At 64.1% G+C, this 22,897-nt stretch carries 23 protein-coding genes; 10 read left to right on the forward strand and 13 right to left on the reverse strand.

The genetic code is table 11. The annotated features are described in order from the left end of the window. Positions 1 to 9: 9 nt before the first annotated feature. Complete coding sequence (locus tag I6F24_RS30045) at positions 10 to 1,365, reverse strand: hypothetical protein (protein WP_225150705.1); 1,356 nt, start codon at positions 1,363 to 1,365, stop codon at positions 10 to 12. Between the two features lie 319 nt (positions 1,366 to 1,684). Between I6F24_RS30045 and I6F24_RS30050 the strand changes: the two genes are divergently transcribed. After that, positions 1,685 to 1,831 carry a hypothetical protein gene (locus I6F24_RS30050; RefSeq protein WP_157784118.1) on the forward strand — a complete coding sequence of 49 codons (147 nt, stop codon included), beginning with the start codon at positions 1,685 to 1,687 and terminating at the stop codon, positions 1,829 to 1,831. A gap of 160 nt (positions 1,832 to 1,991) precedes the next feature. Here I6F24_RS30050 and I6F24_RS30055 read toward each other — a convergent pair whose 3' ends face one another. The 6 genes from I6F24_RS30055 to I6F24_RS30080 form a co-directional block, all read right to left on the reverse strand. Next, positions 1,992 to 3,110, reverse strand: coding sequence for a cobalamin-independent methionine synthase II family protein (locus tag I6F24_RS30055; RefSeq protein ID WP_225150613.1), 1,119 nt, complete (start codon positions 3,108 to 3,110; stop codon positions 1,992 to 1,994). A gap of 19 nt (positions 3,111 to 3,129) precedes the next feature. Beyond that, entirely contained in the window at positions 3,130 to 3,846 is a 717-nt protein-coding gene (locus I6F24_RS30060; RefSeq protein WP_036029900.1) for an ABC transporter ATP-binding protein, read from the reverse strand. Beyond that, a complete protein-coding gene (locus I6F24_RS30065) occupies positions 3,839 to 4,594 on the reverse strand; it encodes an ABC transporter ATP-binding protein (protein WP_225150611.1) in 756 nt (251 codons plus the stop codon). Before I6F24_RS30065 ends, I6F24_RS30060 begins: the two co-directional genes overlap by 8 nt. Next, positions 4,591 to 5,619: a branched-chain amino acid ABC transporter permease gene (locus tag I6F24_RS30070; protein WP_225111898.1), complete on the reverse strand. Its 1,029-nt coding sequence runs from the start codon at positions 5,617 to 5,619 to the stop codon at positions 4,591 to 4,593. Before I6F24_RS30070 ends, I6F24_RS30065 begins: the two co-directional genes overlap by 4 nt. Before the next feature lie 8 nt (positions 5,620 to 5,627). Further along, positions 5,628 to 6,497, reverse strand: a complete 870-nt coding sequence (locus tag I6F24_RS30075; RefSeq protein WP_036015727.1) for a branched-chain amino acid ABC transporter permease — start codon at positions 6,495 to 6,497, stop codon at positions 5,628 to 5,630. Between the two features lie 203 nt (positions 6,498 to 6,700). Continuing rightward, positions 6,701 to 7,879, reverse strand: a complete 1,179-nt coding sequence (locus tag I6F24_RS30080; protein WP_036015725.1) for an ABC transporter substrate-binding protein — start codon at positions 7,877 to 7,879, stop codon at positions 6,701 to 6,703. A 576-nt stretch (positions 7,880 to 8,455) separates the two neighbouring features. Here I6F24_RS30080 and I6F24_RS30085 point away from each other — a divergent pair. After that, positions 8,456 to 8,737 (forward strand): hypothetical protein, encoded by a 282-nt coding sequence (locus tag I6F24_RS30085; RefSeq protein ID WP_036043309.1) that lies wholly within the window; start codon positions 8,456 to 8,458, stop codon positions 8,735 to 8,737. A gap of 72 nt (positions 8,738 to 8,809) precedes the next feature. Here the strand turns inward: I6F24_RS30085 and purU are convergent, their stop codons facing one another. Further along, a complete protein-coding gene (purU, locus tag I6F24_RS30090; protein ID WP_036029890.1) occupies positions 8,810 to 9,673 on the reverse strand; it encodes a formyltetrahydrofolate deformylase in 864 nt (287 codons plus the stop codon). 141 nt (positions 9,674 to 9,814) lie between these two features. On the opposite strand from purU, the gene I6F24_RS30095 reads away from it, so the two are divergent. Together I6F24_RS30095 and I6F24_RS30100 are read left to right on the forward strand one after the other, a co-directional pair. Continuing rightward, positions 9,815 to 10,657, forward strand: a complete 843-nt coding sequence (locus tag I6F24_RS30095) for a uroporphyrinogen-III synthase (RefSeq protein WP_036029887.1) — start codon at positions 9,815 to 9,817, stop codon at positions 10,655 to 10,657. A 124-nt stretch (positions 10,658 to 10,781) separates the two neighbouring features. Beyond that, on the forward strand, positions 10,782 to 12,044 hold the full coding sequence (locus I6F24_RS30100) for an MFS transporter (protein ID WP_036029884.1): 1,263 nt from the start codon (positions 10,782 to 10,784) through the stop codon (positions 12,042 to 12,044). A gap of 19 nt (positions 12,045 to 12,063) precedes the next feature. On the opposite strand, the gene I6F24_RS30105 is transcribed toward I6F24_RS30100, so the two are convergent. From I6F24_RS30105 to I6F24_RS30120, 4 genes are all read right to left on the reverse strand, one after another. Then, positions 12,064 to 12,471, reverse strand: coding sequence for a DoxX family protein (locus I6F24_RS30105; protein ID WP_036029880.1), 408 nt, complete (start codon positions 12,469 to 12,471; stop codon positions 12,064 to 12,066). A gap of 3 nt (positions 12,472 to 12,474) precedes the next feature. Further along, entirely contained in the window at positions 12,475 to 12,693 is a 219-nt protein-coding gene (locus I6F24_RS30110; protein WP_036015710.1) for a DUF4287 domain-containing protein, read from the reverse strand. Positions 12,694 to 12,754: 61 nt separating this feature from the next. Next, on the reverse strand, positions 12,755 to 13,369 hold the full coding sequence (locus tag I6F24_RS30115; RefSeq protein ID WP_158644890.1) for a helix-turn-helix domain-containing protein: 615 nt from the start codon (positions 13,367 to 13,369) through the stop codon (positions 12,755 to 12,757). A gap of 115 nt (positions 13,370 to 13,484) precedes the next feature. Then, a complete protein-coding gene (locus I6F24_RS30120) occupies positions 13,485 to 14,165 on the reverse strand; it encodes a Crp/Fnr family transcriptional regulator (protein ID WP_036015705.1) in 681 nt (226 codons plus the stop codon). Positions 14,166 to 14,498: 333 nt separating this feature from the next. Between I6F24_RS30120 and I6F24_RS30125 the strand changes: the two genes are divergently transcribed. The 6 genes from I6F24_RS30125 to I6F24_RS30150 all read left to right on the forward strand — a co-directional run bounded on the left by I6F24_RS30125 (position 14,499) and on the right by I6F24_RS30150 (position 21,664). Next, on the forward strand, positions 14,499 to 15,320 hold the full coding sequence (locus tag I6F24_RS30125) for an ABC transporter ATP-binding protein (protein WP_036029911.1): 822 nt from the start codon (positions 14,499 to 14,501) through the stop codon (positions 15,318 to 15,320). Beyond that, positions 15,317 to 17,248 (forward strand): long-chain fatty acid--CoA ligase, encoded by a 1,932-nt coding sequence (locus tag I6F24_RS30130; RefSeq protein WP_036029876.1) that lies wholly within the window; start codon positions 15,317 to 15,319, stop codon positions 17,246 to 17,248. Before I6F24_RS30125 ends, I6F24_RS30130 begins: the two co-directional genes overlap by 4 nt. Before the next feature lie 118 nt (positions 17,249 to 17,366). Then, entirely contained in the window at positions 17,367 to 18,260 is an 894-nt protein-coding gene (locus I6F24_RS30135; RefSeq protein WP_036029874.1) for a branched-chain amino acid ABC transporter permease, read from the forward strand. Between the two features lie 3 nt (positions 18,261 to 18,263). Beyond that, positions 18,264 to 19,337 (forward strand): branched-chain amino acid ABC transporter permease, encoded by a 1,074-nt coding sequence (locus I6F24_RS30140; RefSeq protein WP_036015700.1) that lies wholly within the window; start codon positions 18,264 to 18,266, stop codon positions 19,335 to 19,337. A gap of 42 nt (positions 19,338 to 19,379) precedes the next feature. Further along, a complete protein-coding gene (locus tag I6F24_RS30145) occupies positions 19,380 to 20,663 on the forward strand; it encodes an ABC transporter substrate-binding protein (protein WP_036015698.1) in 1,284 nt (427 codons plus the stop codon). Between the two features lie 161 nt (positions 20,664 to 20,824). After that, positions 20,825 to 21,664, forward strand: coding sequence for an ABC transporter ATP-binding protein (locus I6F24_RS30150; protein WP_036029872.1), 840 nt, complete (start codon positions 20,825 to 20,827; stop codon positions 21,662 to 21,664). A 12-nt stretch (positions 21,665 to 21,676) separates the two neighbouring features. Here the strand turns inward: I6F24_RS30150 and I6F24_RS30155 are convergent, their stop codons facing one another. Next, positions 21,677 to 22,828: an AGE family epimerase/isomerase gene (locus tag I6F24_RS30155; RefSeq protein ID WP_036029871.1), complete on the reverse strand. Its 1,152-nt coding sequence runs from the start codon at positions 22,826 to 22,828 to the stop codon at positions 21,677 to 21,679. Between the last annotated feature and the right edge of the window lie 69 nt (positions 22,829 to 22,897).

The raw sequence follows: 22,897 nt of genomic DNA on the forward strand, positions 1-22,897 counted from the left end.
TTGATGATGTCAATCACGCCGGCGCGAGATGACGTAGGATTCGTCGAGAAACCAGAGCCCGTTGTACTTCCGCAGCACATCCCTGGCGGCATCCAGAGTGCGGCCGTTTTGAGTCATTTCTGTCAATCGGTCGTCCTCAATCTGAGCGACATACACCGCCGCATTCCACGCTGCAAAGGCCGTCGAGGTTCCGATGGTGCCGGTGACCTCGTTGGGCAGAGCTTCCATATCATACCTGAAGATCGAACGATTGTCCGCGTATGCATTAAAATTTAAGTCGCGGCCCACCGATCCAAGTTCATACTTAACGGCACGCAGTAGCTCATGACGGCTGACTGAGAAAGGATTTTCTCCCGGCCAGATCGCCCGGATCATTTCCATGCCCGGATCCTGCCCATGGGAGTGGATACCGATCAGCCTGCCGCCCGGCCGCAGCGCCCGCGCCAGAGGTGCAATGATCCGCTTCGCCCGGAAATTGACCGATGACAGGGCCCGGTACGGCTGGGATGCGATGACGAGGTCGAAATTGGCCTCAGTCTGGCCTGGCCGCGGAATGGTCGAATCGAGCAGGAACCTGTGGTCCTCGCGATAGAGCACGAGGACGACCGGCCGCTCGTAGAGCGGCATGGCCGTGCGTGGGCTGATCGCAGCGCGCCAGTTCTGCTCCAGAAACGGCCTCAGCTCCGCGATCTGCTGCTCGAACTCGCCCGACGAAGCGCCGCGGAGCGGCACCTCGTGCCAGACGGTGGCGGCCGCCGCCGCGGGCGACGCTGGCGTCAGCCAGGGCGCCTCGGCGTAGAACATGTTGGTGAACACGAACACCGATGCCGGGTGCTCGAAAATGCGGTCCGGCACCTTCTCCAGCGTCAGGCGCAAATCCTCCAGGCTGAGTTCCTTGCCCGCGACGTAGAACGGCATGTGCGGAAAGCGCTGGTGCGTGGCGCGCAGCACCCGCGCCAGCACCGTTCCGTCGCCGACGCCGGCGTCGAACAGGCGCAGCGCCGGCGGGCGCGGATGGATGGAGGCAAGCTCCAGCGCGACGCGGTCCGCGATCACCCGCTTTTCGCTGCAGGTGTGGACGAACAGCAGGTATTTCTGGCGGTTCTCGAAGAAGCGGAAATTGCCGCGTGGATCGCGCTTCTCGGGCGGCACCTGAAGTCCCCGCGGCGGCGGCACGCCGCCGGCCATCGACGCCGCCATATAGGCCTGGATCCGCTCCAGCGTGTCGATGGTGATGCGCTTTCCCTCGCGCAGGCGGTGCACCAGCTTCCCATCGTTCACCGCGCGCCGGCCGAACGTCGATTCCGCCATGTCCGCCTTGCGGCAGAAGTCGGTGATCTGGCTCAGGATTTCGTCGTTCTTCATGAGTGGGAAATCGGTGGGCAGACGGATTGGGACCAATCTCCTAGCAAAATCTGCCCACTGAGGGAATAGCGGATCCAAGCGCCTCCTTCACAGTTTGCTCCGGCCGCGAGCCGCGCCCCACTCTGGCCCCGCCGAGCAACAACTGGCGCTTCTCCTCTGATCGCCTCCTTACCGTGCGCGCCTGCCCGGTCGCCCTGCTCGCCGCGATCCTGTGGTCCGCCCGCGGTCGCGCAGGCACGCGCAATCAGCTCGAGCCGAGCTGCACGGCGGACACGACGCCGGCAGACAAGATGATCAATGCCTGCGAAGGAATCATCACGTGGGAGGTGCAGGGGCACGGCCCGCCGAGCGGCACGAGCTCAATCGCGGCAAAGCCAGGCGCGGCAAGGTGATCTCGACCCCGAAGAACAAGCACGTGCCCATGGTCGAACTCCTCTCTGTGGGGGTCTATCTGGCGGAGAAGTGACTCGTGCCCGGACGCAGCGCAGCGCTTCTCAGCGGTGCGCTGCAGAGGTGAGGCCTATAGCTCCGCGCAGCAAGTCGAGCAGCATGGGTCCCGGCTCTGCGCAGCAACGCTGGAGCGTTGCTGCGCGTCCGGGACACGGGTGAGCCTTAACGGCGGAGCCTTACTGCCCCCACACTTCCTTCGCGATCTCGACCGCGAGGCTGAGCTTGGCCCACTGCTCCTCCTCGGAGAGGATGTTGCCCTCTTCCGTAGAGGCAAAGCCACATTGCGGCGACAGCGCGAGCTGCTCCAAGGGCGCGAACTTGGCGGCTTCTTCCAGGCGGCGCTTGATGTCGTCCTTCTTCTCGAGCTCGCCGAACTTCGAGGTGATGACGCCGACCACGACGACCTTGTTGCCCTTGGGCAGGAAGCGCAGCGGCTCGAAACCGCCGGCGCGGTCGCTGTCGTACTCCAGGAAGTAGCCGTCGTAATTGGTGCCGGCGAGCATGGTCTCGGCCACCGGCTCGTAGCCACCCGAGGAAATCCAGGTCGAGCGGAAATTACCGCGGCAGACGTGGGTCGTCACCACCATGTCGGCCGGCTTCTCCGCCAGCGCGTAGTTGATCATGCGCGCATAGATCTGTTGCAGCCCATCCGGATTATCGCCGCGCTCGCGTGCCTTCTGCAATTCGTCCTGCGAGCAGAGATAGGCCCAGACGGTGTCGTCGAACTGGAGATAGCGGCAGCCGGCGTCGTAGAACGCCTTCACGGCCTTGCGGTAGGTCTTGCCGAGATCTTCGTAGAAGGCGTCGAGATCGGGATAGACGTCCTTGGAGATCGACTTGCGTCCGCCGCGGAAGTGGAGCACTGCCGGCGAAGGGATCGTCATCTTGGCGGTGACGTGAGCCTGGTCGGCGACCTTCTTCAGGAAGCGGAAGTGGTTCAGCATCGGGTGGCTGTCTGGAAAGTCGAGCTTGCCGATGACGCGGACCGCATCGTGACGGGTCTGCACGCCCGTGAACTGGATGCCGGTGTCGGGGTGAAACAGCTCGCAGCCGGTGAGCTTGGCCAGGAAGTCGAAATGCCACCAGGAGCGGCGGAATTCGCCGTCGGTCGCGAGCTTCAGCCCGATCGAGGCCTGCTTGTGCACGACCTTCTCGATCTCCATGTCCTCGATCTTGCGCAGATCGTCGGCCGAGATCTCGCCCTTCTCCAGCCGGCTACGGGCTTCCTTGATCTTGAGCGGACGCAGGAGGCTGCCGACCTCGTCGGCGCGGAAGGGGGCTGTGGTTCGCTGCATGTGTTACTCCCTGGACATCTTAGTGGGCCGCCGCCCCGGCGACGCCGAGATGGCGCTCCAGGACAGAGGGGTCGGTCTTCAGCGCGGCGCTCGGAGCGTCGTGGACGATCGTTCCGCGCTCCAATATCACAACGCGATCGGCGAGCCCCAGAATCTTTTGGGCATTCTGCTCTACGATGATCGAGCAGATACCTCCGGACCGGGTGATGGTCCCGATCGCCTTCAAGAGTTCCTCGACGATGATGGGCGCAAGGCCCTCCATCGGCTCGTCCAGCAGCAGGACTTTCGGATTGAGGGTAAGTGCGCGACCGATCGCCAGCATCTGCTGCTCGCCGCCGGAGAGCTGGTTGCCGAAATTGCTCCGCCGCTCCTTCAGCCGCGGGAACATCTCGTACACCTTCTCGACCGTCCAGGGACCGGGCTGCGCTACGGCGGTCATGTTCTCTTCCACCGTCAGCGAGCGGAAGATGTTGCGCTCCTGCGGCACCCAGCCGATGCCGGCGCGCGCCCGCTGGTCGGGCCGCATCGCCGTGACATCGGTGCCGGCCAGCGCAATGGAGCCTGCGAAGCGGCGCGTGACGCCGACGATGGAGTTGATCAGCGTGGTCTTGCCGGTGCCGTTCCGCCCGAGCAGCGCCAGCACCTGTCCTTCGGCGAGGCGGAGCGTCATCTTCGGCAGCACCACCGCCTCGCCGTAGCCGGCGCGAAGTGAATCGATCGCGAGCAGGTCAGACATCGACCGCCCCCTCGCCGAGATAGACCGCCTTCACCTGCGGATCGCGCGCGACCTCTTCGGGCCGGCCTTCAGTCAGCAGCGCGCCGGAGACCAGCACCGAGATGCGATCGGCAAAGGAGAACACGAGGTCCATGTCGTGCTCGATCAGGAGCACGGTGACGTCCCGCGGCAGGCTGCCCACGACGGCGAGAATGTCGTGGCGCTCGCTCTCGGGCACGCCGGCGGCGGGCTCGTCGAGCAGCAGCACGCGCGGCTTGGCCGCAATGGCCACCGCGATCTCGAGCAGGCGCTGCTTACCGTAGGGCAGCGTCACGGTCTCTTCGTTCATGACGTCGAGCAGATGGAAGCGGGAGAGCAGATCGGCGGTCTCGCCATTGACGTCACTGCGCGTGCCCATCCGTCGCCACCAGTCGCCGCCATGGCCGAGGCGCTCGGAGACCGCGAGCCCGATGGTCTCCAGGGGAGTCAGGTCCGGGTAGAGCTGGTTGATCTGGAACGTGCGCGACAACCCGCGCAGCACGCGCTTGTGCACCGGCAGATCGGTGATGTCCTGACCTTCGAGCAGGATGCGGCCTGCGTTCGGCTTCAGCACGCCGGTGAGCTGGTTGATGACCGTGGTCTTGCCGGCACCGTTCGGACCGATCAGCGCGTGGCGGGCGCCCTGCTCGACCTTCAGGGACAGATCGCGGGTGACGCGCAGGCCGCCGAACTGCTTTTCGAGATTTTGGGTTTCGAGCGCGATGGTCATGAATCGCTCTCCGGCACGGCGACGATCGCCTTGCGGCCCGCAATCTGCCTGATGATCAGGTTCGGCACATACAGCACCCAGCGATGCAGGCGCTGGCGGCCGACCAGCACGATCACGACCAGCACGAGGCCGATCCAGAACTGCCAGTATTGCGGCGTGATGGTCGAGAACAATTCCTGGAGCAGGCGGAAGATCACCGCGCCGACCAGCCCGCCGTAGAGATAGCCGGTACCGCCGATCACCAGCACCAGCATCAGGTCCGCGGAGCGCTCGAAGGCGAACACGTCGAGCGAGGCGATCGCGGTCGTCTGGGTGAACAGCGCGCCCGCAATGCCGGCATAGAACGCAGCCAGCGTATAGATCGCGACCAGGCGGCGGTTGACCGGAATGCCAATGGCGGCGGCGCGGAGAGGATTGTTCTTGATGGCGCGCAGCGACAGGCCGAACGGGGAATTTACGACGCGGCGGGCCAACAGGAACAGCAGGAACAACACGGCGAGCGAATAGAAGAAGCCGGCCTTGCCGAACATGTCGAACGGGATCTCGCCGAAGATCGGCTGCATCTCGATGCCCTGCAGGCCGTCGGTCCCACCGGTGATATTGGAGAAGCGCTCGGCGAGCGCTTCCAGCAGCAACGCAATGCCGAGCGTCACCATCAGGCGCGTCAGGTCGACGCCGCGGATCACCAGAAAGCTGGTGGCAAAGCCGAGCACCATGGCGGCAAGGCCGGCGACGATCAGCGCCAGCACGGGCTCCTTGACGATGCCGTGCAGCGCCAGCAGCCCCGCGGCATAGGCGCCGACGCCGAAGAAGGCGGCATGGCCCAGCGAAACGATGCCGGCATAGCCGAGGATGAGATCGAGCGACATCGCGAACAGCGCGAGGCGCAGGATGTCAGTCATGATCAGATAGCGCGACGGAAATGCGAAGCCGCAGGCCAGCACGATCAGCCAGAAGGCGATTTCGCCGTAGTGCCAGCGCGCCTGGCGCTGGGCATGGTAGCCGACGTCGGAAGCAGCGCTCATCGGTGAACTCAACGCGCGGCCGTTCGGCCGAACAGGCCGTTCGGGCGCCAGATCAGGATCACGATCATGATGGTGTAGATCACGAAGGGGCCCATCTTCGGCACGTAATATTTGCCGGCGACGTCGCCGATGCCGAGCAGTAGCGAGGCGAGGAACGGGCCCGTTATCGAGGAGGAGCCGCCGACGGTGACCACGATCAGGAAGTAGATCATGAACTTCAGCGGGAAATACGGATCGAGGCCGAGGATCTCGGCGCTGAGCGCGCCGCCGAGGCCGGCGAGCCCGCAACCGAAGGCAAAGGTGAAAGCGAACACCTGCGGCACGTTGATGCCGAGACCGCTCGCGGCGCGGGGGTCATCGACCGCCGCCCGCAGGCGGCTGCCGAAACGCGTCTTCGCCAGAACCATTTGAAGCGCGATGGTCAGCAGGCCGCAGATCACGATGATCATCAGCCGGTAGCGGCCGATGCCGACGCCGAACAGATCGAACTGGCCTTGGAGCGCGGCGGGCAAATTGATGAAGACCCGCGAGGATCCCTGGATGTAATCGACGGCTGCCACCGACATGAAGGTCAGGCCGATCGTGAACAGCACCTGGTCGAGATGGCTGCGGGCGTAGAGATGACGGTACAGCGTCCGTTCGAGCGCGATGCCGATTGCAGCCGAGGAGACGAAAGCGAGCGGCAAAGCGGCGAAGAACGGCCAACCCATCCGGTTGACCAGCACCATGCAGATATAGCCCCCCGCCATCGCGAAGGCGCCGTGGGCGAGATTGACGAAGTTCATCAGGCCCAGCGTGACCGCGAGCCCGCAGGCGAGCACGAACAGCAGCATGCCGTAAGCGACGCCATCGAACAGGTTGGTGAGGATTGCGGTCATCAGCAGTCGAGGGTCATCTCAAGTGTGGCCAAGGGCCGTGCTGCACTCCCTCTCCCGCTTGCAGGAGAGGGTTGGGGAGAGGGTCTTTCCACTTGGAGGATTCCCGACGACGAGAGAACCCTCACCCGGCGCTCCGCGTCGACCTCTCCCGCAGGGCAGGCGGGAGAGGTGAGGAGAGCCCCGGGATGACGCGCTTTCGCGCGTCACTTCTTGGTCTTGCCGAGATCTTTGACAGCCTCGAAGGTCGCGAACTCGACATTGTAGAGTTCGCCATCCACTTTCTCGACCTTGCGGATGTAGATGTTCTGCACGATGTCGCGGGTCTCGGGGTCGATCGAGATCGGACCGCGCGGGCTCTCCCACTTCTGGCCCTTCATGGCCTCGATCAGCTTGTCGCCGTTGGTGTCGCCACCTGTCTTCTTCAGCGCCTCGTAGATCAGGTGGATGCCGTCATAGCCGCCCACGGCCATGAAGCCCGGACGGTTGCCGAAGGCCTTCTTGTAGGCCGCGACGAAATCCTTGTTCATCTGCGAGGGGTGCGCCGCGGAATAGAGATGCGCGGTGACCGTGCCGAGCACGGCGTCGCCCATGTTGTTGAGCAGATCGTCGTCGGTGACGTCGCCCGGCCCGATCACCTTGATGCCGGCCTTGTCGAGGCCACGCTCGGCATATTGCTTCATGAAGTTGCCGCCCTGGCCCGCCGGCACGAACACGAAGATCGCGTCCGGCTTTGCGTCCTTCATGCGCTGCAGGAACGGAGCGAAGTCGGGGTTCTGCAGCGGCACCTTGACTTCTTCGACCACCTCACCGCCGCCGGCCGTGAAATGCTGCTTGAAGAAGTTGAGGGCGTCATTGCCCGGCGCGTAGTCCGAGGTCAGCGTCGCGACCTTCTTGATGCCGTTCTTCACCGCCCAATCGCCGATGATGGTCGAGGACTGCGCCAGCGTGAAGCTGGTGCGCACGATATAGGGCGAACGTTCGGTGATAATGGAGGTGCCGGCCGCCATCACGACTTCAGGAATCTTGGCCTGGGTAGCCAGCGGCGCGGCGGCGAGCGCGGCCGGCGTCACGCCGAAGCCGGCGATGAAGTTGACCTTGTCGTTGACGATCAGCTCCTGCGCGGCAGTCTTGGTCTTATCCGGGATCGCCGCGTCGTCCTTGACGATGATTTCGATCTTCTTGCCGGCGACGGTGTCGCCCTTCTGCTGCATGTAGAGCTTGATCGCGTTCTCGATCTGCTTGCCGGTCGAGGCCTGGCCGCCGGTCATCGGCAGGATCAGCCCGATCTTGACCGTGTCTTGCGCCTTGGCAGGCGCGACGGCCGCGAGGCCCGCGATCGCAACGACCGCTGCGGTGCGTAAAAAAATCCTGCGTTCGAACATCAGATGTCCCTCCCCTTCATTCCTCACCTCTTGTGCGGCGGACCGAGTACCCGGTCCTTGCCGCGCTTCACTCACGGACAAGCCATGCCGTGCGGCCACATGGCGTCCTCTGTAACCCCGTTGTCAATCGAACGTTGGGCGACCATTCGGCGCAAGCCGCGCAATCTGCCTCAACAACGGCGGAGAGCTATTTGTACGATTGTACAAATGAAATGGTCCTGTCAACGAAAAAGCCCTGTGACACTGGGCCGGAGGGCGATGGCTTTGCCACCCTACGAGGGCCGCACCACACCGGGGATGGAGGATTCAGTCTCTCATTTGCAGAATCCGGACATCTTAAGTGCGTCCGTGGCATGCCTCGTCCTACGATCCGTCCAATCACAAATACCCGGTGTATACCGTACCAACGGCGGCGACCTCATCAAGTACAAAATATGCCTATTATAATACCTTCTCTGTATACAGCTTTTCCCTCCCTCGAATAGGCCAATTTTACCTATTGAGAGATATGGTTGCCGCTAACGCCTATGGCGCTCCACCATCCGCGCCCCGTCGGGGGCACGACCAGAGATATTCATGCGTTCTCGCTCGCTTTCGATCGCCGCCGCACTCGCCCTGCTCAATCTCGCAGGCTGCGGGACGGTCAACGAGAAGCTCTCCGCCGGGATGGGCGACTACGTCCCGCAATGGGCCGGCGGCCTGCCCGCTGATGCGCCGCCGCGGCCCGGCACGCCGCAATACGATGCCTACATGAAGGAGCGCGAGCGCAAGCGGCTGATGCCGGCGGCCGATCGCGAGAAGGAAGAACAGGCCCAGAAGGGCGCGACGGGGACGACGTCGGCCGGCGCGGGGCGCTGAGGAAGCGAATGGCGAACAGGGAGTAGCTAATAGGGCGCGCTCCCCCTCCACTCACCATTCGTCCCCCATTCGCTAATCCACGAACACCACGGTCTTGCGGCCGTTTAGGATGACGCGGTCGTCGAGATGGTAGCGGATGGCCCGGGCCAACACGCGGCGCTCGATGTCACGGCCTTTGCGGACGAGATCTTCCGGCGTGTCGCGATGGCTGATGCGCTCGACGTCCTGGTCGATGATCGGGCCCTCGTCGAGGTCGCGCGTGACGTAATGCGCGGTGGCGCCGATCAGCTTGACGCCGCGCTCATGGGCCTGGTGATAGGGCTTGGCACCCTTGAAGCCCGGCAGGAATGAGTGGTGGATGTTGATGCAGCGCCCCGACAGCTTTGCCGAGAGATCGTCGGACAGGATCTGCATGTAACGGGCGAGCACCACCAGATCGGTCTTCGTCTTGCCGACGAGGTCCATGATCTGTGTCTCCTGCTCGCGCTTGGTCTCCTTGGTGACGGGCAAATGGTGGAAGGGGATGCCGCCGAAATCGAGCCCGGCATAGACCTCGCGCGGGTGATTGGAGACGATCGCGGTCGGAATCATCGGCAATTCGCCGGTTCGCCAGCGATAGAGGATGTCGACCAGGCAGTGATCGGACTTCGACACCAGCAGCATCACCTTGCGATGCGCAGCGCGGTCGCGCATCTGCCATTCCATGCCGAAACGCTCGGCGATCGCGGCGAAGCCGGTCTGCAGTGCCGCGAGTTCCACGGCAAGATCGGCCGCTGTGAAAACCACCCGCATGAAGAACTTCTTGGTCTCGATGTCGTCGAACTGCTGGGCGTCGAGGATGTTCTGTCCGTTATGAGCGAGAAACGTCGAGACCGCCGAGACGATGCCTGGGCGATCCGGACAGGACAGGGTCAGGACGTATTGATGGTCGGGCAAGGCTCGGCTCTTGATGAAGGTTTGTGCAGCGGAACGATCCAGCGGATTGCGCCCTGCTCTAGCACCGACCCGCCCTTGCGCCAATCCCAACCGCGGAGTCAGGATGAACGGACAATTGCGAATTCTCAACGGAGCATACCCATGGCCGACCGCTTGAACGGCTACCGCATCCTGATCCTGGAAACGCGCGAGGAGGCGCAGTTTTCCAAGCTTCTGGCCGAGCAAGGCGCCGAGGTCGTGCAATGCCCGATGTTCACCATCCATGATGCGCCGGACCCGGCTCCAGTCGAGGCCTGGATCCGCCGCGCCATCGACAAGCCCTTCGACGATCTCGTGCTGATGACCGGCGAAGGCCTGCGCCGCATCATGAAGCTCGCCCGCGCCCGCGGGCTCGACGCTGCCCTTGTCGCGGCGCTCGCCCAGGCGCGCAAGTTCACCCGAGGCCCGAAGCCGGGCAAGGCGTTGCGCGAGATCGGCCTCGAGACGCAGCAGACCACGGAGAAGCCGACCACCGAAGGCGTGATCGAGATGCTGGCCAGACTCGACCTGAAGGGGCGGCGCCTCGGTCTGCAGCTCTATCCCGACAAGGATCATAGCGCGCTGACCGGCGCGCTGGCCGCGCAAGGCGCCGACGTCGATACGGTGCTGCCCTACGTCTACGATTCCAAGGCTGCCGATGCCAACATCGTCGCCGCCATTGACGACATGGCAGAGGGACGCATCGACTCGATCGCCCTGACCAATCTCGGCCAGGTCCGCCGGCTGATCGAGGTTGCCAAGGCGCGCGGCAGCGAGACGAAGCTGCGCGCAGGTCTCGAACGCACGCTGATCGCATCGGTCGGCCCGGCCGTTTCCGGCGAGCTCGCAGCGCATGGCTTGCGCACGGACGTCTCGCCCGCCGACGAAGCCTATTTCATGCGTCCTCTGATCTCGGCCATGGCAAGTGCGTTAGCCGACAGGAAAGCGGCCAGCGCCGCGAGGTAAGAGCCGAGCGCGGGGGCGGCCTGCGGCGACTGCGATTGACACCGGCATCGCCAGCGTTAGGTTGCGCCACAGCAAGAAGAAACAACAAGGTTAAGGAAATCGCCGTGACACGCGTCATCGCGTCGTGAGCGCCACTGCACGACCTTCGGCGCTCGCGCCATTCCGCATCCGCAACTACCGCTTCCAGTGGCCGTCCGATCTGCTCACCTCCTGGGCCTTCGAGGTCGAGACGCTGGTGCTCGGCTGGTACGTCATCGTCGAGACCGGCTCGGTGCTGCTGCTCACGCTGCTGGCTTCACTCCAGTTCGTCGGAACATTGGTCGCGCCCGTGTTCGGCATGATCGGCGACCGGATCGGCCATCGCGATCTCCTGGTTGTCATGCGCCTTGCCTATGCGGCGCTGTCGTCGACCATCATGGTCCTCGCGCTGAGCGGTCATCTGACGCCGCTGAGCGTCATGATCATCGTCACGATCATGGGCTTGATCCGCCCCTCCGATCTCGGCGTTCGCGGCGCGCTGCTCGCCGATATCATGCCGGCCGAGCAGCTGGTGGGCGCCATCAGTGTTGCGCGCACGACCCAGGACAGCGCGCGCATTGCCGGAGCGTTGACGGGGGCCGGGCTGTTCGCCGTGCTCGGTATCGGCCTCGTTTATGTGGCGATCGCCTGCCTTTACTTCACGGCAGCGCTTCTCATGCTCTGCCTGACCCAGCCGAAAAGGACCGTCACCACGAGCGATCTTCCCGCAAGCAGCCACACCGTTTCGCGGCTGCTTGGCGACCTCAAAGAGGGGATCGTCTATGCCTGGAACGGGCCGGCAATGCGCGCGGCGCTGTGCGTCGCTTTTCTGGCGAATCTCACCGCATTTCCTTTCACGGGCGGATTGTTGCCCTACATCGCGCGGGAGATCTTTCACACTGATCAGACCGGCCTCGGATATCTTTCGGCGAGCTTCGCCGTCGGCTCGCTAATCGGCTCCATCACGCTCAGCCTGGTCAGTGGCGTACGCATTGCCCGGCTCCTGATCGGCGCAACGCTGGCCTGGTACGCAATGCTGCTGGTGTTCGTCGAGGTCAGGACGATGCCGGTGGCGATGGCCTGCCTCGTCCTCGCCGGTATCGCCCAGAGCATGTCGATGATCTCGGCTGCCGTCATCCTGATGCGCACCGCGAGCGCACATCTGCGCGGCCGTGTCATGGGCGTGCGCATGATGGTGATCTATGGCTTGCCGCTCGGACTGCTCGCGGCCGGCAGCCTGATCGACGTCATCGGCTATTCCGCGACGGGCTCGCTTTATGCCGGCGCAGGATTCGTCGCGATGGTGGCAATCGCGATCCGCTGGCGCGCCGATCTGTGGCCGGCGCACGCGCCGGCCAATGCGCGATGACGGCGTCCCCGTAACGACGTCAGACCTCCACCGGCGGCGATCTCAGAGGAAGCAACGCCGCCACCCGCGAATCGCGCAAATAGAGACCGCCCCAGGCAAGACCAGCAAGATAGACGCCGAACAGCATATGGCTGAAGAGCGGGTTGCCGACCCGCAAGTGAACCGCCACCGTGCCGCCCATATAGGCGGTCAGCAGGATCGCACCGAGCACGGCTGTTCGCGGGAAGCCGTAGAGCGCGGTGCAGGCCAGCGCCACCACGCCCAGCGCGCGCGCCAGATCGGCCGAGGGGGGATAGCCGAGCTCGGCGGTCGCGTTGATCACGACGTCCAGCGGGACGAGCTTCATCCCGGCATCAAACAGCATGAAGGCAATCACGAGCCCGCTCATGACCCAGCCGGCCACATGTCTCGACTTGGAAATCGTCATCACCTACGACGCCTTCCCCTTGAGAAGGGCGACGATGGCCATCGCATGGCCGTGGCCAAGGCCGAACTCGTCCTTGAGCGCGGCCACGATGGCACCCGCTTTCACGCCGGCGGCCAATCCCGCCCCGGTCGAAAAACCCCGGTCCTTGCCCCATTTGCGAAACTGGTCCGGGCTCTTGCCGGTCTTGGCCTGGATATTGTCGAGATAGGCCTTAAAACTCACCGCAGCGCTCCTCCGATGTTTGCTCCACCAGCGCGGCCGGAGCGATCCAGGCATATTGCGATCAGGACGTAGTCGTCTTGTATGAAAACGACAATTGCGGCCGCTCGCGCGAGAGGCGCGCAGGCGTCATGCCGATCAGTTGCCTGACCGAGCGGGTAAGATGGGCCTGATCGAAATAGCCAGCGCCCGATGTCGCGTCCAGAACGGAGCTGCCGCTCACCAGCAAGGCCGCGGCGCGACGCGCCCGCTCGATCTGCTGATGGCTGCTGAACGTCATGCCCGTAACGCGGCGAAAGTGGCGCTGAACCGAACGCCGGCTCATCCAGTCGACGTCGCCGTCGATCGCAGCATCGGTCGCGTGGCTGCGTGCGATGACACCCGCGCGCGCCATGCGAGCGACGAGACTTTCCGCATCGTCATAGCCTGGAATGTCCCAGCTCAGACCCGAAAACAGAAAACGGCCGTTGGGCAGCACCGGCAACTGCATGTTTTGATGGTCGATCAGTGCGCTCGTCGGTATCTCCGGCAGGTAGGTTCCCAGCCGAAACCGGATCGCGAGCCATTCGCCGCTCGCGGGACATTCGACGAGTGTCCCGCGGGTGACCGGCCCTCGGAGCGTCACCGCCAGAAGCTCCGGGAGCCTGGTGACCACAAGCTCGATATTTCCCTCGGCCATCGACAGGAACGAGCCGCCACGCCGGCTCCGGCTGCGCCATACCCGCTCGACGTAAGGCGAGTCCGACGCGCGATGGTCGAACTCTATGAGCACGGAAGCACCGGGAATGCGCAGATCATCGCTCCTCCCCGTAGCTCCCGAGCCGCGCGATATCGAGGATCGTGACCCCGCCATATTCCAGCCGCAGCAGCCCCTCCTTCTCCAGCCGGTTCAGCGCGCGGTTGGCGTTCTGGCGGGACATGCCGGAGAGCGCGCCGATCTCCTCCTGGGTGATCTCCAGATGCGCGGTCGATTCCGGATAGAGGATCGGGTTGAACAGCGAGGCGATGCTGCGGGCGAGGCGCGCGGTGGCATCGAGCGTGCGGTTGACCTCGAGCATGCCGATGAACTGGCCCAGCCGCTCGTTGAGCTGGCGCACCAGGAAGCGGTTGAAGCCGACGCTGTTCTCGAACAGCCACATGAAGGCGCTGCGTTCCATCAGCGCGATGCGGCTGTCGCGCAGCGCGACCACGTCGTAGCGGCGCGGCTCGTTCTTGAGCACGCTGCCCTCGCCGAACCAGGCCCCTGCCGTCAGCCCGGCAAGGCTGGTCTCCTTGCCGTCGCGCGAGACCCCGCCCATACGGGCAAGGCCGCCCACCATGCCGGCCCAATAGGCAAAAATATCACCGCGCATGAACACGCTCTCGCCGGTGCCGTAGGACCGTTCCGTAATTCCGGCGCGCGCGACCTCGATCTCGGCTGGTGTGAGCTCACGCGACCAGGCGGCAATGCGCTTCAGATGATCCTCTGAAATCATGATCTCGAAGCCAGCCGCACCGTTCAGTCACCCCATGCTCCTGTTGCACTGCAACAGAATCGCTTCGGCCATCCATCCGACGAAAGATGAAGACCCGCTCGGCCCGACAACTTTGTCGCAGAATTGTCAGGCCGGAGACATTTCAAAATAGCGCTTTCCCCTATTGAGGACCACCTCGGGCGATGCGGCTTTTGATCCCTCACGGGAACGAAGGTGGCGCCGGTGCGGTCGAGACCAATAGCTGCATGGTCTGGCCGGCACGACCGTACTAGGATCGCCTGACAGGAACGGAAGAGCGCCAATCAAGCGCCATCACCGGGAGGGATTCGTTTGGTGGCTACCAGTCTCGAAGTGCGCGGCGTGTCCTTACGATTCGGCGGCGTCCGCGCGCTGACCGACGTCAGCTTCGCCATCAGGGAAGGCGAGCTGTTCTCGATCATCGGCCCCAACGGCGCCGGCAAGACCTCGATCGTGAACTGTATTTCCGGTCGCTACAAGCCGACCGAAGGCCAGCTGTTCTATCGGGACCGCGACATCACCGGCTTGACGCCGAATGCCCGCGCCTCACTCGGCATCGGCCGTACCTTCCAGAATCTCGCACTATTCCACCACATGAGCGTGCTCGACAACATCATGGTCGGCCGCCATCACCTGCTGAGGAACAATTTCCTCACGGGCTCGCTGTACTGGCTCACCGGCGCGCGCAAGGAGGAGCTCGAGCACCGTCGCAAGGTGGAAGAGATCATCGACTTCCTCGATCTGCAGCCGGTGCGCAAGGCCACCGCCGGCACCCTCCCCTACGGCCTGCGCAAGCGCGTGGAGCTCGCCCGCGCCATGGCGCTGGAGCCGCGCCTGATCCTTCTCGACGAGCCCATGGCCGGCATGAATTTCGAGGAGAAGGAGGACATGGCCCGCTACATCGTCGATCTCAACGAGGAGTTCGGGATGACGGTGGTGATGATCGAGCACGACATGGGCGTGGTGATGGACATCTCCCACCGCGTCATGGTGCTGGATTTCGGCAAGAAGATCGCCGAGGGCGATCCGGCCACCGTGCTCGCCGATCCGCACGTCAGGCGTGCCTATCTCGGCGAAGAGGACGAGGTGCTTGTCGATCCCGATGATGCCTCTCCGGCGCAGGAGAGCGCGGCATGATGGATTATGCGGGCCGCGTCGCGCAGGCCGACACCTATCCGAAGATGCTCCGGCTCAATGCCAGGGAGCACGGCAACGAGATCGCAATGCGCGAGAAGGATCTCGGGCTCTGGCGCATCTTCACCTGGAACGACTATCAGGCCCGCGTGCGCGATTTCGCGCTCGGCCTCATCGAGCTCGGCCTGGGCCGCGGTGATGTCATCGGCATCATCGGCGACAACCGGCCCGACTGGGTCGCGGCAGAAGTTGCGACGCATGCCATTGGCGGCCTCAGCCTCGGGCTCTATCGCGACGTCCTGGACGAGGAAGCTTCCTATCTCCTCAACTACGGCGAGGCGCAGTTGGTCTTCGCCGAGGACGAGGAGCAGGTCGACAAGCTGCTCATCCTTGCCGAGCGCGTGCCGAAGCTGAAGCACATCATCTATTCCGATCCGCGCGGGATGCGGAAATACGACGACCCGCGCCTGATGCCGGCGGAGAAATTCGCCGAGCTCGGCCGCGCGCGGGCAGCACGCGAGCCGGAACTCTACGACAGATTGGTCGATGCCACCGAGGGCGAGGACGTCGCGATTCTCTGCACGACGTCGGGCACCACCTCGCATCCGAAGCTCGCGATGCTCGCCGCCGGACGCGTGCTCGGCCATTGCGCCACTTATCTCGCCTTCGACCCCAAGGGTCCCGATGACGAATACGTGTCGGTGCTGCCGCTGCCCTGGATCATGGAACAGGTCTACGTGCTCGGCAAAGGTCTGCTCTGCCGGATGAAGATCAACTTCGTCGAAGAGCCGGACACGCTGATGAACGATCTGCGCGAGATCGCACCGACCTTCGTTCTGTTCGCGCCCCGCGTCTGGGAATCGATTGCCGCCGACGTCCGTGCCAAGGTGATGGACGCAACGCCCTTCAAGCAGCGCCTGTTCGACATCGGCATGAAGTCGGGCCTTGCCGCGCTCGAACAGGGCAAGCGCTCGGGCTTTGCCGACACGATCCTGTTCCGCGCACTGCGCGATCGCCTCGGCTTCACCCGGTTGCGCTCGGCCGCGACCGGCGGTGCGGCGCTCGGGCCTGACACCTTCAAGTTCTTCCAGGCCATGGGCGTGCCGCTGCGCACGCTCTACGGTCAGACCGAGCTGCTCGGGGCCTACACGCTGCATCCCGAGGGCAAGGTCGATCCTGATACCACCGGCGTACCGATGGCCGATAATGTCGAGATCCGTATCGACAATGCCGACGTCCACGGCGTCGGCGAGATCGTGGTGCGGCACCCCAACATGTTCCTCGGCTACTACAAGAACCCCGAGGCCAGCGTCGCCGATATCAAGGACGGCTGGATGTGCTCGGGCGACGCCGGCTATTTCAACGCCAACCACCAGCTCGTCGTGATCGACCGCATCAAGGATCTCGCCGAGACCTCCCGCGGCGAGCGCTTCTCGCCGCAATTCATCGAGAACAAGCTGAAATTCTCGCCCTATATCGCCGAAGCCGTGGTGCTTGGGGCCGGCCGTGACGCGCTCGCGGCAATGATCTGCATCCGCTACTCCATCATCTCGAAATGGGCGGAAAAGAACCGCCTCTCCTTCACGACCTACAGCGACCTCGCCTCACGGCCGGAGGTCTACGCGCTGCTGCAGAAGGAGGTCGAGACCGTCAACGCCACGCTGCCGCCGGCCCAGCGCATCTCGCGCTTCCTGCTGCTCTACAAGGAGCTCGACGCCGACGACGGCGAGCTCACCCGGACGCGAAAGGTGCGCCGCGGCGTCATCAACGAGAAATACGCCGGCATCATCGACGCCATCTACCGCGGCGATTCCGACATCCCCGTCGACACCGTGATCCGCTTCCAGGACGGCACCACGCAGCGGGTGCGAACGACGCTGCGCGTGGTGGACCTCGGCGGGCACGGGCACATGGCGGAGGCTGCGGAGTGATACAGATCCTCGTCATGCGCGGGCTTGACCCGCACATCCATCCTCTTCCGAACAGTCTTCCTTCCTCATCGATGGATTGCCGGGTCAAGCCCGGCAATGACGGGCTGAGTCACCCAACATGAACACCGCCTTCCTCATCCAGCTCCTGGTCAACGGCCTCGTGGTCGGCACGCTCTATGGCGTAGTCGCGATGTCGTTCGTGCTGATCTACAAGGCGACGCAGGTCGTCAACTTCGCGCAAGGTGAATTGCTGCTGGTCGGCGCCTGGGTGTGCTGGGCCTTGCTGGCGAAATACCAGGTGCCGTTCTGGATCGGCATGCCGATCACGCTGGTGTTCATGTTCGTGTTCGGCATCGCGGTGCAGGTGCTGATCCTGCGGCCGATGATCGGCGAGCCCATCATCTCGGTGATCATGGTGACGATCGGCCTCTCCACCGTGCTGCAGGCGACGCTGAAATGGATGTTCGGCGTCAATCCGCAGCCGTTCCCGCGCGTGTTCGAGAGCCAGTCGGTCGACCTGTTCGGACTGCAGATCCAGACCGTCTACGTCATGAGCCTCGTGGTGTCGGTCGCGATGATGATCGGCATGGCCTGGTTCTTCCGCGCGTCGAAGTACGGCCTTGCGATGCGCGCCACCGCGTTCAACCAGCAGGTGGCGCAGTCGCTCGGCATTTCCGTCAAGAGCGTGTTCGCGATGGCCTGGGCAATCTCGGCGACCGTCTCGGCGGTCGCCGGCGTCGTCGTCGCCGTCGTCAATGGCGTGTCCTCGGGCCTTGCTGCCTACGGCATCAAGGTGTTTCCGGCGGCGATCCTCGGCGGGCTCGATTCCGTCGGCGGCGCGGTGCTCGGCGGCATCATCATCGGGCTTTTGGAGAACGTCGCCCAATATGTCGACAGCGAGTATCTGCACTGGGGCAATCTCTACGAGATCGCGCCGTTCTACGTTCTCATCATCGTGCTGATGATCAAGCCCTACGGCCTGTTCGGCACCCACGACATCGAGCGGATCTGATCCATGGCCGGCCCTGCCCTCATTCCCGCTGGTGATTTCCGCACCACTTACGCCGCGGACACCACGATCTTCCCGACCACCACCAGCCGCAACTTCGCGATTCTGGGCGTCGCGCTGCTCTGCCTCGCGCCGCAACTCTTCAGCGGCTACTGGCTCAGCATTTTGATCCAGATCGGCATCTTCTCGATCGCGGCGCTCGGCCTCAATATCCTGGTCGGCTTCACCGGCCAGATCTCGATCGGACACGCGGCCTTCTTCCTGCTCGGCGCCTTCACCTCGGCCTACATCTCCAATAATGCGCCGATCCCGGTGTTCTTCGCGATCCCGCTCGCGGGACTCGTGACGGCGCTGGTTGGGTTGATCTTCGGCATCCCCGCGGCGCGGCTGAAGGGACTCTACCTCGTCATTGCAACGCTGGCCGCGCAATACATCCTGCTCGACTTCTTCTCGCGCGCCGAGTGGTTCTCCGGCGGCTCGGTGCCGGCGAGCGCCGAGCCGTTCTCGATCTTCGGCTACACGCTGCGGGGCGACCGGCAATATTTCTACGTCGTGCTGGCCTATGTGCTCTTGAGCTACATCCTCGTCACCAACCTGATGCGCACGCGCGATGGCCGCGCGCTGGTGGCGATCCGCGACCATTATCTCTCCGCCGAGATCATGGGCATCAACCTCACCAGGTACCGCACGCTGTCGTTCGGTCTCGCCGCCTTCTTCGCCGGCATCGCGGGCGCGCTCTACGCGCACTATCAGCTCGTGGTCTCCCAGGAAGGCTTCGGCATCGAGCGCTCAATACTGTTCCTGGCCATGATCATCATCGGCGGCACCGGCTCGATCATGGGCACGCTGATGGGCACCGCCTTCGTGGTGCTGCTGCCCGAGGCGATGGAGTTCATCAGCCATCATTTGAAGGGCGGCGCGATCGACAAGGCGCTCTCGCTTAACACCAACATCACCTTTCTGCGAGAGATCGCGATCGGGGTGATCATCATCGCATTCCTGATGTTCGAGCCCGATGGGCTCGCGCATCGCTGGCGACAGATCAAGGCGTATTGGAAACTCTACCCGTTCTCGCATTGAGCACGGCTACTTCACTTAAACGATAACAGGAGGAACCAACCCATGAAGACCAAATCGCTTTTAAGCACCGCGTCGCTCGCGTTTGCGATCGCTGGTTTTGCGGCCAGTGCGCAGGCCCAGATCGCCGTCGGCCATCTCGCCGACTACTCCGGTGCGACGTCGGACGTTGGCACGCCCTACGGCCAGGCCGTCGCCGACACCTTTGCCTGGATCAACAAGAACGGCGGTATCGGCGGCAAGCAGGTCAACCTCGATACCAACGACTACGGCTATCAGGTGCCGCGCGCGATCGCGCTCTACAAGAAGTGGTCGGCGCCGGACGGCAAGGTTGCAACGATCATGGGCTGGGGTACCGCCGATACGGAAGCGCTGACCGGCTTTGTCGCGCAGGACAAGATTCCCTATATCTCCGCCTCCTACGCGGCGGCGCTGACCGATCCGGAAGGCGTGAGCGGCAAGGCCAAACCCGCGCCCTACAACTTCTTCTACGGCCCGAGCTATTCGGACGCGATGCGGGCATTGGTGACCTGGGCGGCGGAAGACTGGAAGGCCAAGGGCAAGAGCGGTAAGCCGAAATTCGTCCATATGGGCGGCAATCATCCGTACCCGAACGCGCCGAAGGCCGCCGGCGAGGCGATCGCCAATGAGCTCGGCTTCGAAGTGCTGCCGCCGATCGTGTTCGCGCTGACGCCCGGCGATTACTCCGCGCAATGCCTCAGCCTGAAGAGCTCCGGCGCCAACTACGCCTATCTCGGCAACACCGCAGCCTCGAACATCTCCGTGCTCAAGGCCTGCAAGACCGCCGGCGTGGACGTGCAGTTCCTCGGCAATGTCTGGGGCATGGACGAGAACGCCGCCAAGACTGCGGCTGACGCCGCCGACGGCGTCGTCTTCCCGCTACGCACGGCCGTAACCTGGGGCGGCAACGCGCCAGGCATGAAGACGGTGATGGAAATCTCGAAAATATCGGATGCAAGCGGCAAGGCCTATCGACCGGTGCACTATATCGCAGGCGTCTGTAGCGCTCTCTACGCCAGGGAAGCGCTCGACTGGGCCGCCAAGAACGGAGGTGCCACCGGTGAGAACGTCGCCAAGGGCTTCTACCAGAAGAAGGACTGGGTGCCGGCCGGCATGGACGGCGTCTGCAATCCCTCGACCTGGACCAACAAGGACCATCGCGGCACCCTCAAGGTCGATCTCTATCGCACCAAGGTCTCCGGTTCGACCAATGCCGACCTGAACGACCTGATGGCCAACGGCACGATCAAGCTCGAGAAGGTCAAGACCGTCGAGCTGCCGCGCAAGCCGGAATGGCTGGGGTGGTGAGCCCTGCTTTCACCACGCGAACACTGTCATCCCTCGCGTTGTGCGCAATTGCGCACCTGGGCGGGGGATCCAGTACGCTGCGGCTTCTCGATGAATCTCAGGCGCCTCTGGAATACTGGGTCGCCCGGTCAAGCCGGGCGATGACAGCGGAGTTTTGAAGCATGACCGACACCCTCGAAGCATCCCGCGCCAGGCCAACCGCCGTGGAGTCCGCTCCCCTCCTCGCCGTGCGCAACATCGAGGTCGTCTATGACGATGTGATCCTGGTGCTGCGCGGCCTCAGCCTCGACGTGCCCAAGGGCGCGATCGTGGCGCTGCTCGGGGCCAACGGCGCCGGCAAGTCCACGACGCTCAAGGCGATCTCGGGGCTGCTCAAGACCGAGGACGGCGAGGTGACGCGCGGCGAGATCCTGTTCGAGGGCGAGCGGATCAACGGCATCGATCCCGACAAGATCGTCCGCCGCGGCATCTTCCAGGTGATGGAGGGCCGGCGCATCGTCGCCGACATGACCTCGCTCGAGAATCTCAAGCTCGGCGCCTTCACGCGCCGGGACCGCGAGGTCGACGCCGACCTCGACATGGTCTTCAGCTATTTCCCGCGCTTGAAGGAGCGCACCGGCCTTGCCGGTTATCTCTCCGGCGGAGAGCAGCAGATGCTCGCAATCGGCCGCGCGCTGATGGCGCGCCCGAAAATGATCCTGATGGACGAGCCTTCGATGGGCCTCTCGCCGCTGCTGGTGAAAGAGGTGTTCTCGATCATCCAGAAGATCAACCGCGATCTCGGCGTCACCATCCTCCTGGTCGAGCAGAATGCGCGCGCGGCGCTCTCCGTGGCGAGCCACGGCTACATCATGGAGCAGGGCAAGGTCGTGCTCGACGGCAGCGCCGACGCATTGCGCGACAACGAGGACGTCAAGGAATTCTACCTCGGCGGCGCCGGCGACCAGCGCAAGAGCTTCAAGAACCTCAAGAGCTTCAAGCGGCGCAAGCGCTGGCTGTGATCCACAAGGAGCCTAGCCGAGCACCTGCTCGGCTTCCGTGACCGCGCAGAGAACATGATAGAACGACGACGCAGGAATGGTGTCGATCAGCGATTTGCCGTCGCGATCGAACTGGTCGTACCAGCCGCCCTTGACGGGATGGCTGAGATAATGCCGTTCGAGCCGCACCAGCGCCGCGCGCGCCTCGTCCGCCGCACCCGGCTCGCCGGATTCGGCCTGCGCGATCCACGCCTTCGCGATCTCGGTTTGCGGCCACAGCCGGCGCGTGCTGCGGCGGATGCTGCCGCTTGCATCGCCCTCGTCGACGAGGCAGCCCGTCGCCTCGTCGCGATAGCGCAGCGAGGTCTCCAGCAATTCCGCACGCCGCTGGCTGGTCGGGCATCCCGTGATGCGTTCAAAACTCTTCAGCAGCCAGACCCATTCCGCCTGGTGACCCGGCTCGACGCTGACCGGCTCGATCTTCGACCAGTCCTCCTCGAAATATTCCGACAATACGTGCCTCTGCTTGTCGTAGAGGTTGGCGAGGAACAATGCGAAGAATTCTCCGGCACGGTTCTGGAACGACAGATCGTGGGTCGCCTCGAAGCACGCGATCATCGCCTCGAACAGATGCATATGCGGGTTCTGCCGGCGCGGCAGCGAGACCGGAAGGCCTTCGTGAACGCCGCCATGCGGCGAGCGCAGGTGTCCGTCGAGGAAGGCGAGCAGCGCATCGATCTCGGCGCGGACCTGCGTATCCTGGTCGAGCGCATAGACGCTGGCGAGCGCAAACAGGATGAAGGCGTGGTCATAAGCATCACGCCGGGCATCCAGCACCGATCCGTCCGGCGTCAGCCGGTGCACATAGCCAGGCCGGCCATCGGGCGCCTTCGCTTTGGCCAGCAGGTGCTCCAGCCCCTTCAGCGCAATCGCGCGCCCCTCAGGATACCAGCCCATCTGTGCCGCCTTGGCGTAGCACCAGATCTGGCGGGCCTGCACGAACACGCGCCGGGGCGCGGCGGCATCCGCCGCACCGTCGCGGTGCAGCCGGTCGATGAAGCCGCCTGCGGCGTGATCCCAGCCGACCGTCGACCACAGCGGCAGCGCCTCGTCGATCATACGGCGCTTCAGGCGCGCAACGACGTTCGACGCCTCGTCCGCCGCAATGATTCCTTCGTCCGCCATCGGGTCCCTTTCAAGCCTCGCCACTGGCGGTCTGATAGCCATGCCGGTGGCGGCGCGCAACGGATGCCA

The organism is Bradyrhizobium sp. BRP23, from assembly GCF_020194135.1.
GTDB lineage: Bacteria > Pseudomonadota > Alphaproteobacteria > Rhizobiales > Xanthobacteraceae > Bradyrhizobium > Bradyrhizobium yuanmingense.

What these genes read in the sequence shown, in the direction of transcription:
- I6F24_RS30060 (WP_036029900.1), bottom strand. Translation starts at nt 3,846, where the DNA reads ATGTCTGACCTGCTCGCGATCGATTCACTTCGCGCCGGCTACGGCGAG.
- I6F24_RS30045 (WP_225150705.1), bottom strand. Translation starts at nt 1,365, where the DNA reads ATGAAGAACGACGAAATCCTGAGCCAGATCACCGACTTCTGCCGCAAG.
- I6F24_RS30130 (WP_036029876.1), top strand. Translation starts at nt 15,317, where the DNA reads ATGATGGATTATGCGGGCCGCGTCGCGCAGGCCGACACCTATCCGAAG.
- I6F24_RS30070 (WP_225111898.1), bottom strand. Translation starts at nt 5,619, where the DNA reads ATGAGCGCTGCTTCCGACGTCGGCTACCATGCCCAGCGCCAGGCGCGC.
- I6F24_RS30120 (WP_036015705.1), bottom strand. Translation starts at nt 14,165, where the DNA reads ATGATTTCAGAGGATCATCTGAAGCGCATTGCCGCCTGGTCGCGTGAG.
- I6F24_RS30055 (WP_225150613.1), bottom strand. Translation starts at nt 3,110, where the DNA reads ATGCAGCGAACCACAGCCCCCTTCCGCGCCGACGAGGTCGGCAGCCTC.
- I6F24_RS30140 (WP_036015700.1), top strand. Translation starts at nt 18,264, where the DNA reads ATGGCCGGCCCTGCCCTCATTCCCGCTGGTGATTTCCGCACCACTTAC.
- I6F24_RS30085 (WP_036043309.1), top strand. Translation starts at nt 8,456, where the DNA reads ATGCGTTCTCGCTCGCTTTCGATCGCCGCCGCACTCGCCCTGCTCAAT.
- I6F24_RS30075 (WP_036015727.1), bottom strand. Translation starts at nt 6,497, where the DNA reads ATGACCGCAATCCTCACCAACCTGTTCGATGGCGTCGCTTACGGCATG.
- I6F24_RS30105 (WP_036029880.1), bottom strand. Translation starts at nt 12,471, where the DNA reads ATGACGATTTCCAAGTCGAGACATGTGGCCGGCTGGGTCATGAGCGGG.
- I6F24_RS30065 (WP_225150611.1), bottom strand. Translation starts at nt 4,594, where the DNA reads ATGACCATCGCGCTCGAAACCCAAAATCTCGAAAAGCAGTTCGGCGGC.
- I6F24_RS30135 (WP_036029874.1), top strand. Translation starts at nt 17,367, where the DNA reads ATGAACACCGCCTTCCTCATCCAGCTCCTGGTCAACGGCCTCGTGGTC.
- I6F24_RS30155 (WP_036029871.1), bottom strand. Translation starts at nt 22,828, where the DNA reads ATGGCGGACGAAGGAATCATTGCGGCGGACGAGGCGTCGAACGTCGTT.
- I6F24_RS30080 (WP_036015725.1), bottom strand. Translation starts at nt 7,879, where the DNA reads ATGTTCGAACGCAGGATTTTTTTACGCACCGCAGCGGTCGTTGCGATC.
- I6F24_RS30115 (WP_158644890.1), bottom strand. Translation starts at nt 13,369, where the DNA reads ATGGCCGAGGGAAATATCGAGCTTGTGGTCACCAGGCTCCCGGAGCTT.
- I6F24_RS30095 (WP_036029887.1), top strand. Translation starts at nt 9,815, where the DNA reads ATGGCCGACCGCTTGAACGGCTACCGCATCCTGATCCTGGAAACGCGC.
- I6F24_RS30145 (WP_036015698.1), top strand. Translation starts at nt 19,380, where the DNA reads ATGAAGACCAAATCGCTTTTAAGCACCGCGTCGCTCGCGTTTGCGATC.
- I6F24_RS30150 (WP_036029872.1), top strand. Translation starts at nt 20,825, where the DNA reads ATGACCGACACCCTCGAAGCATCCCGCGCCAGGCCAACCGCCGTGGAG.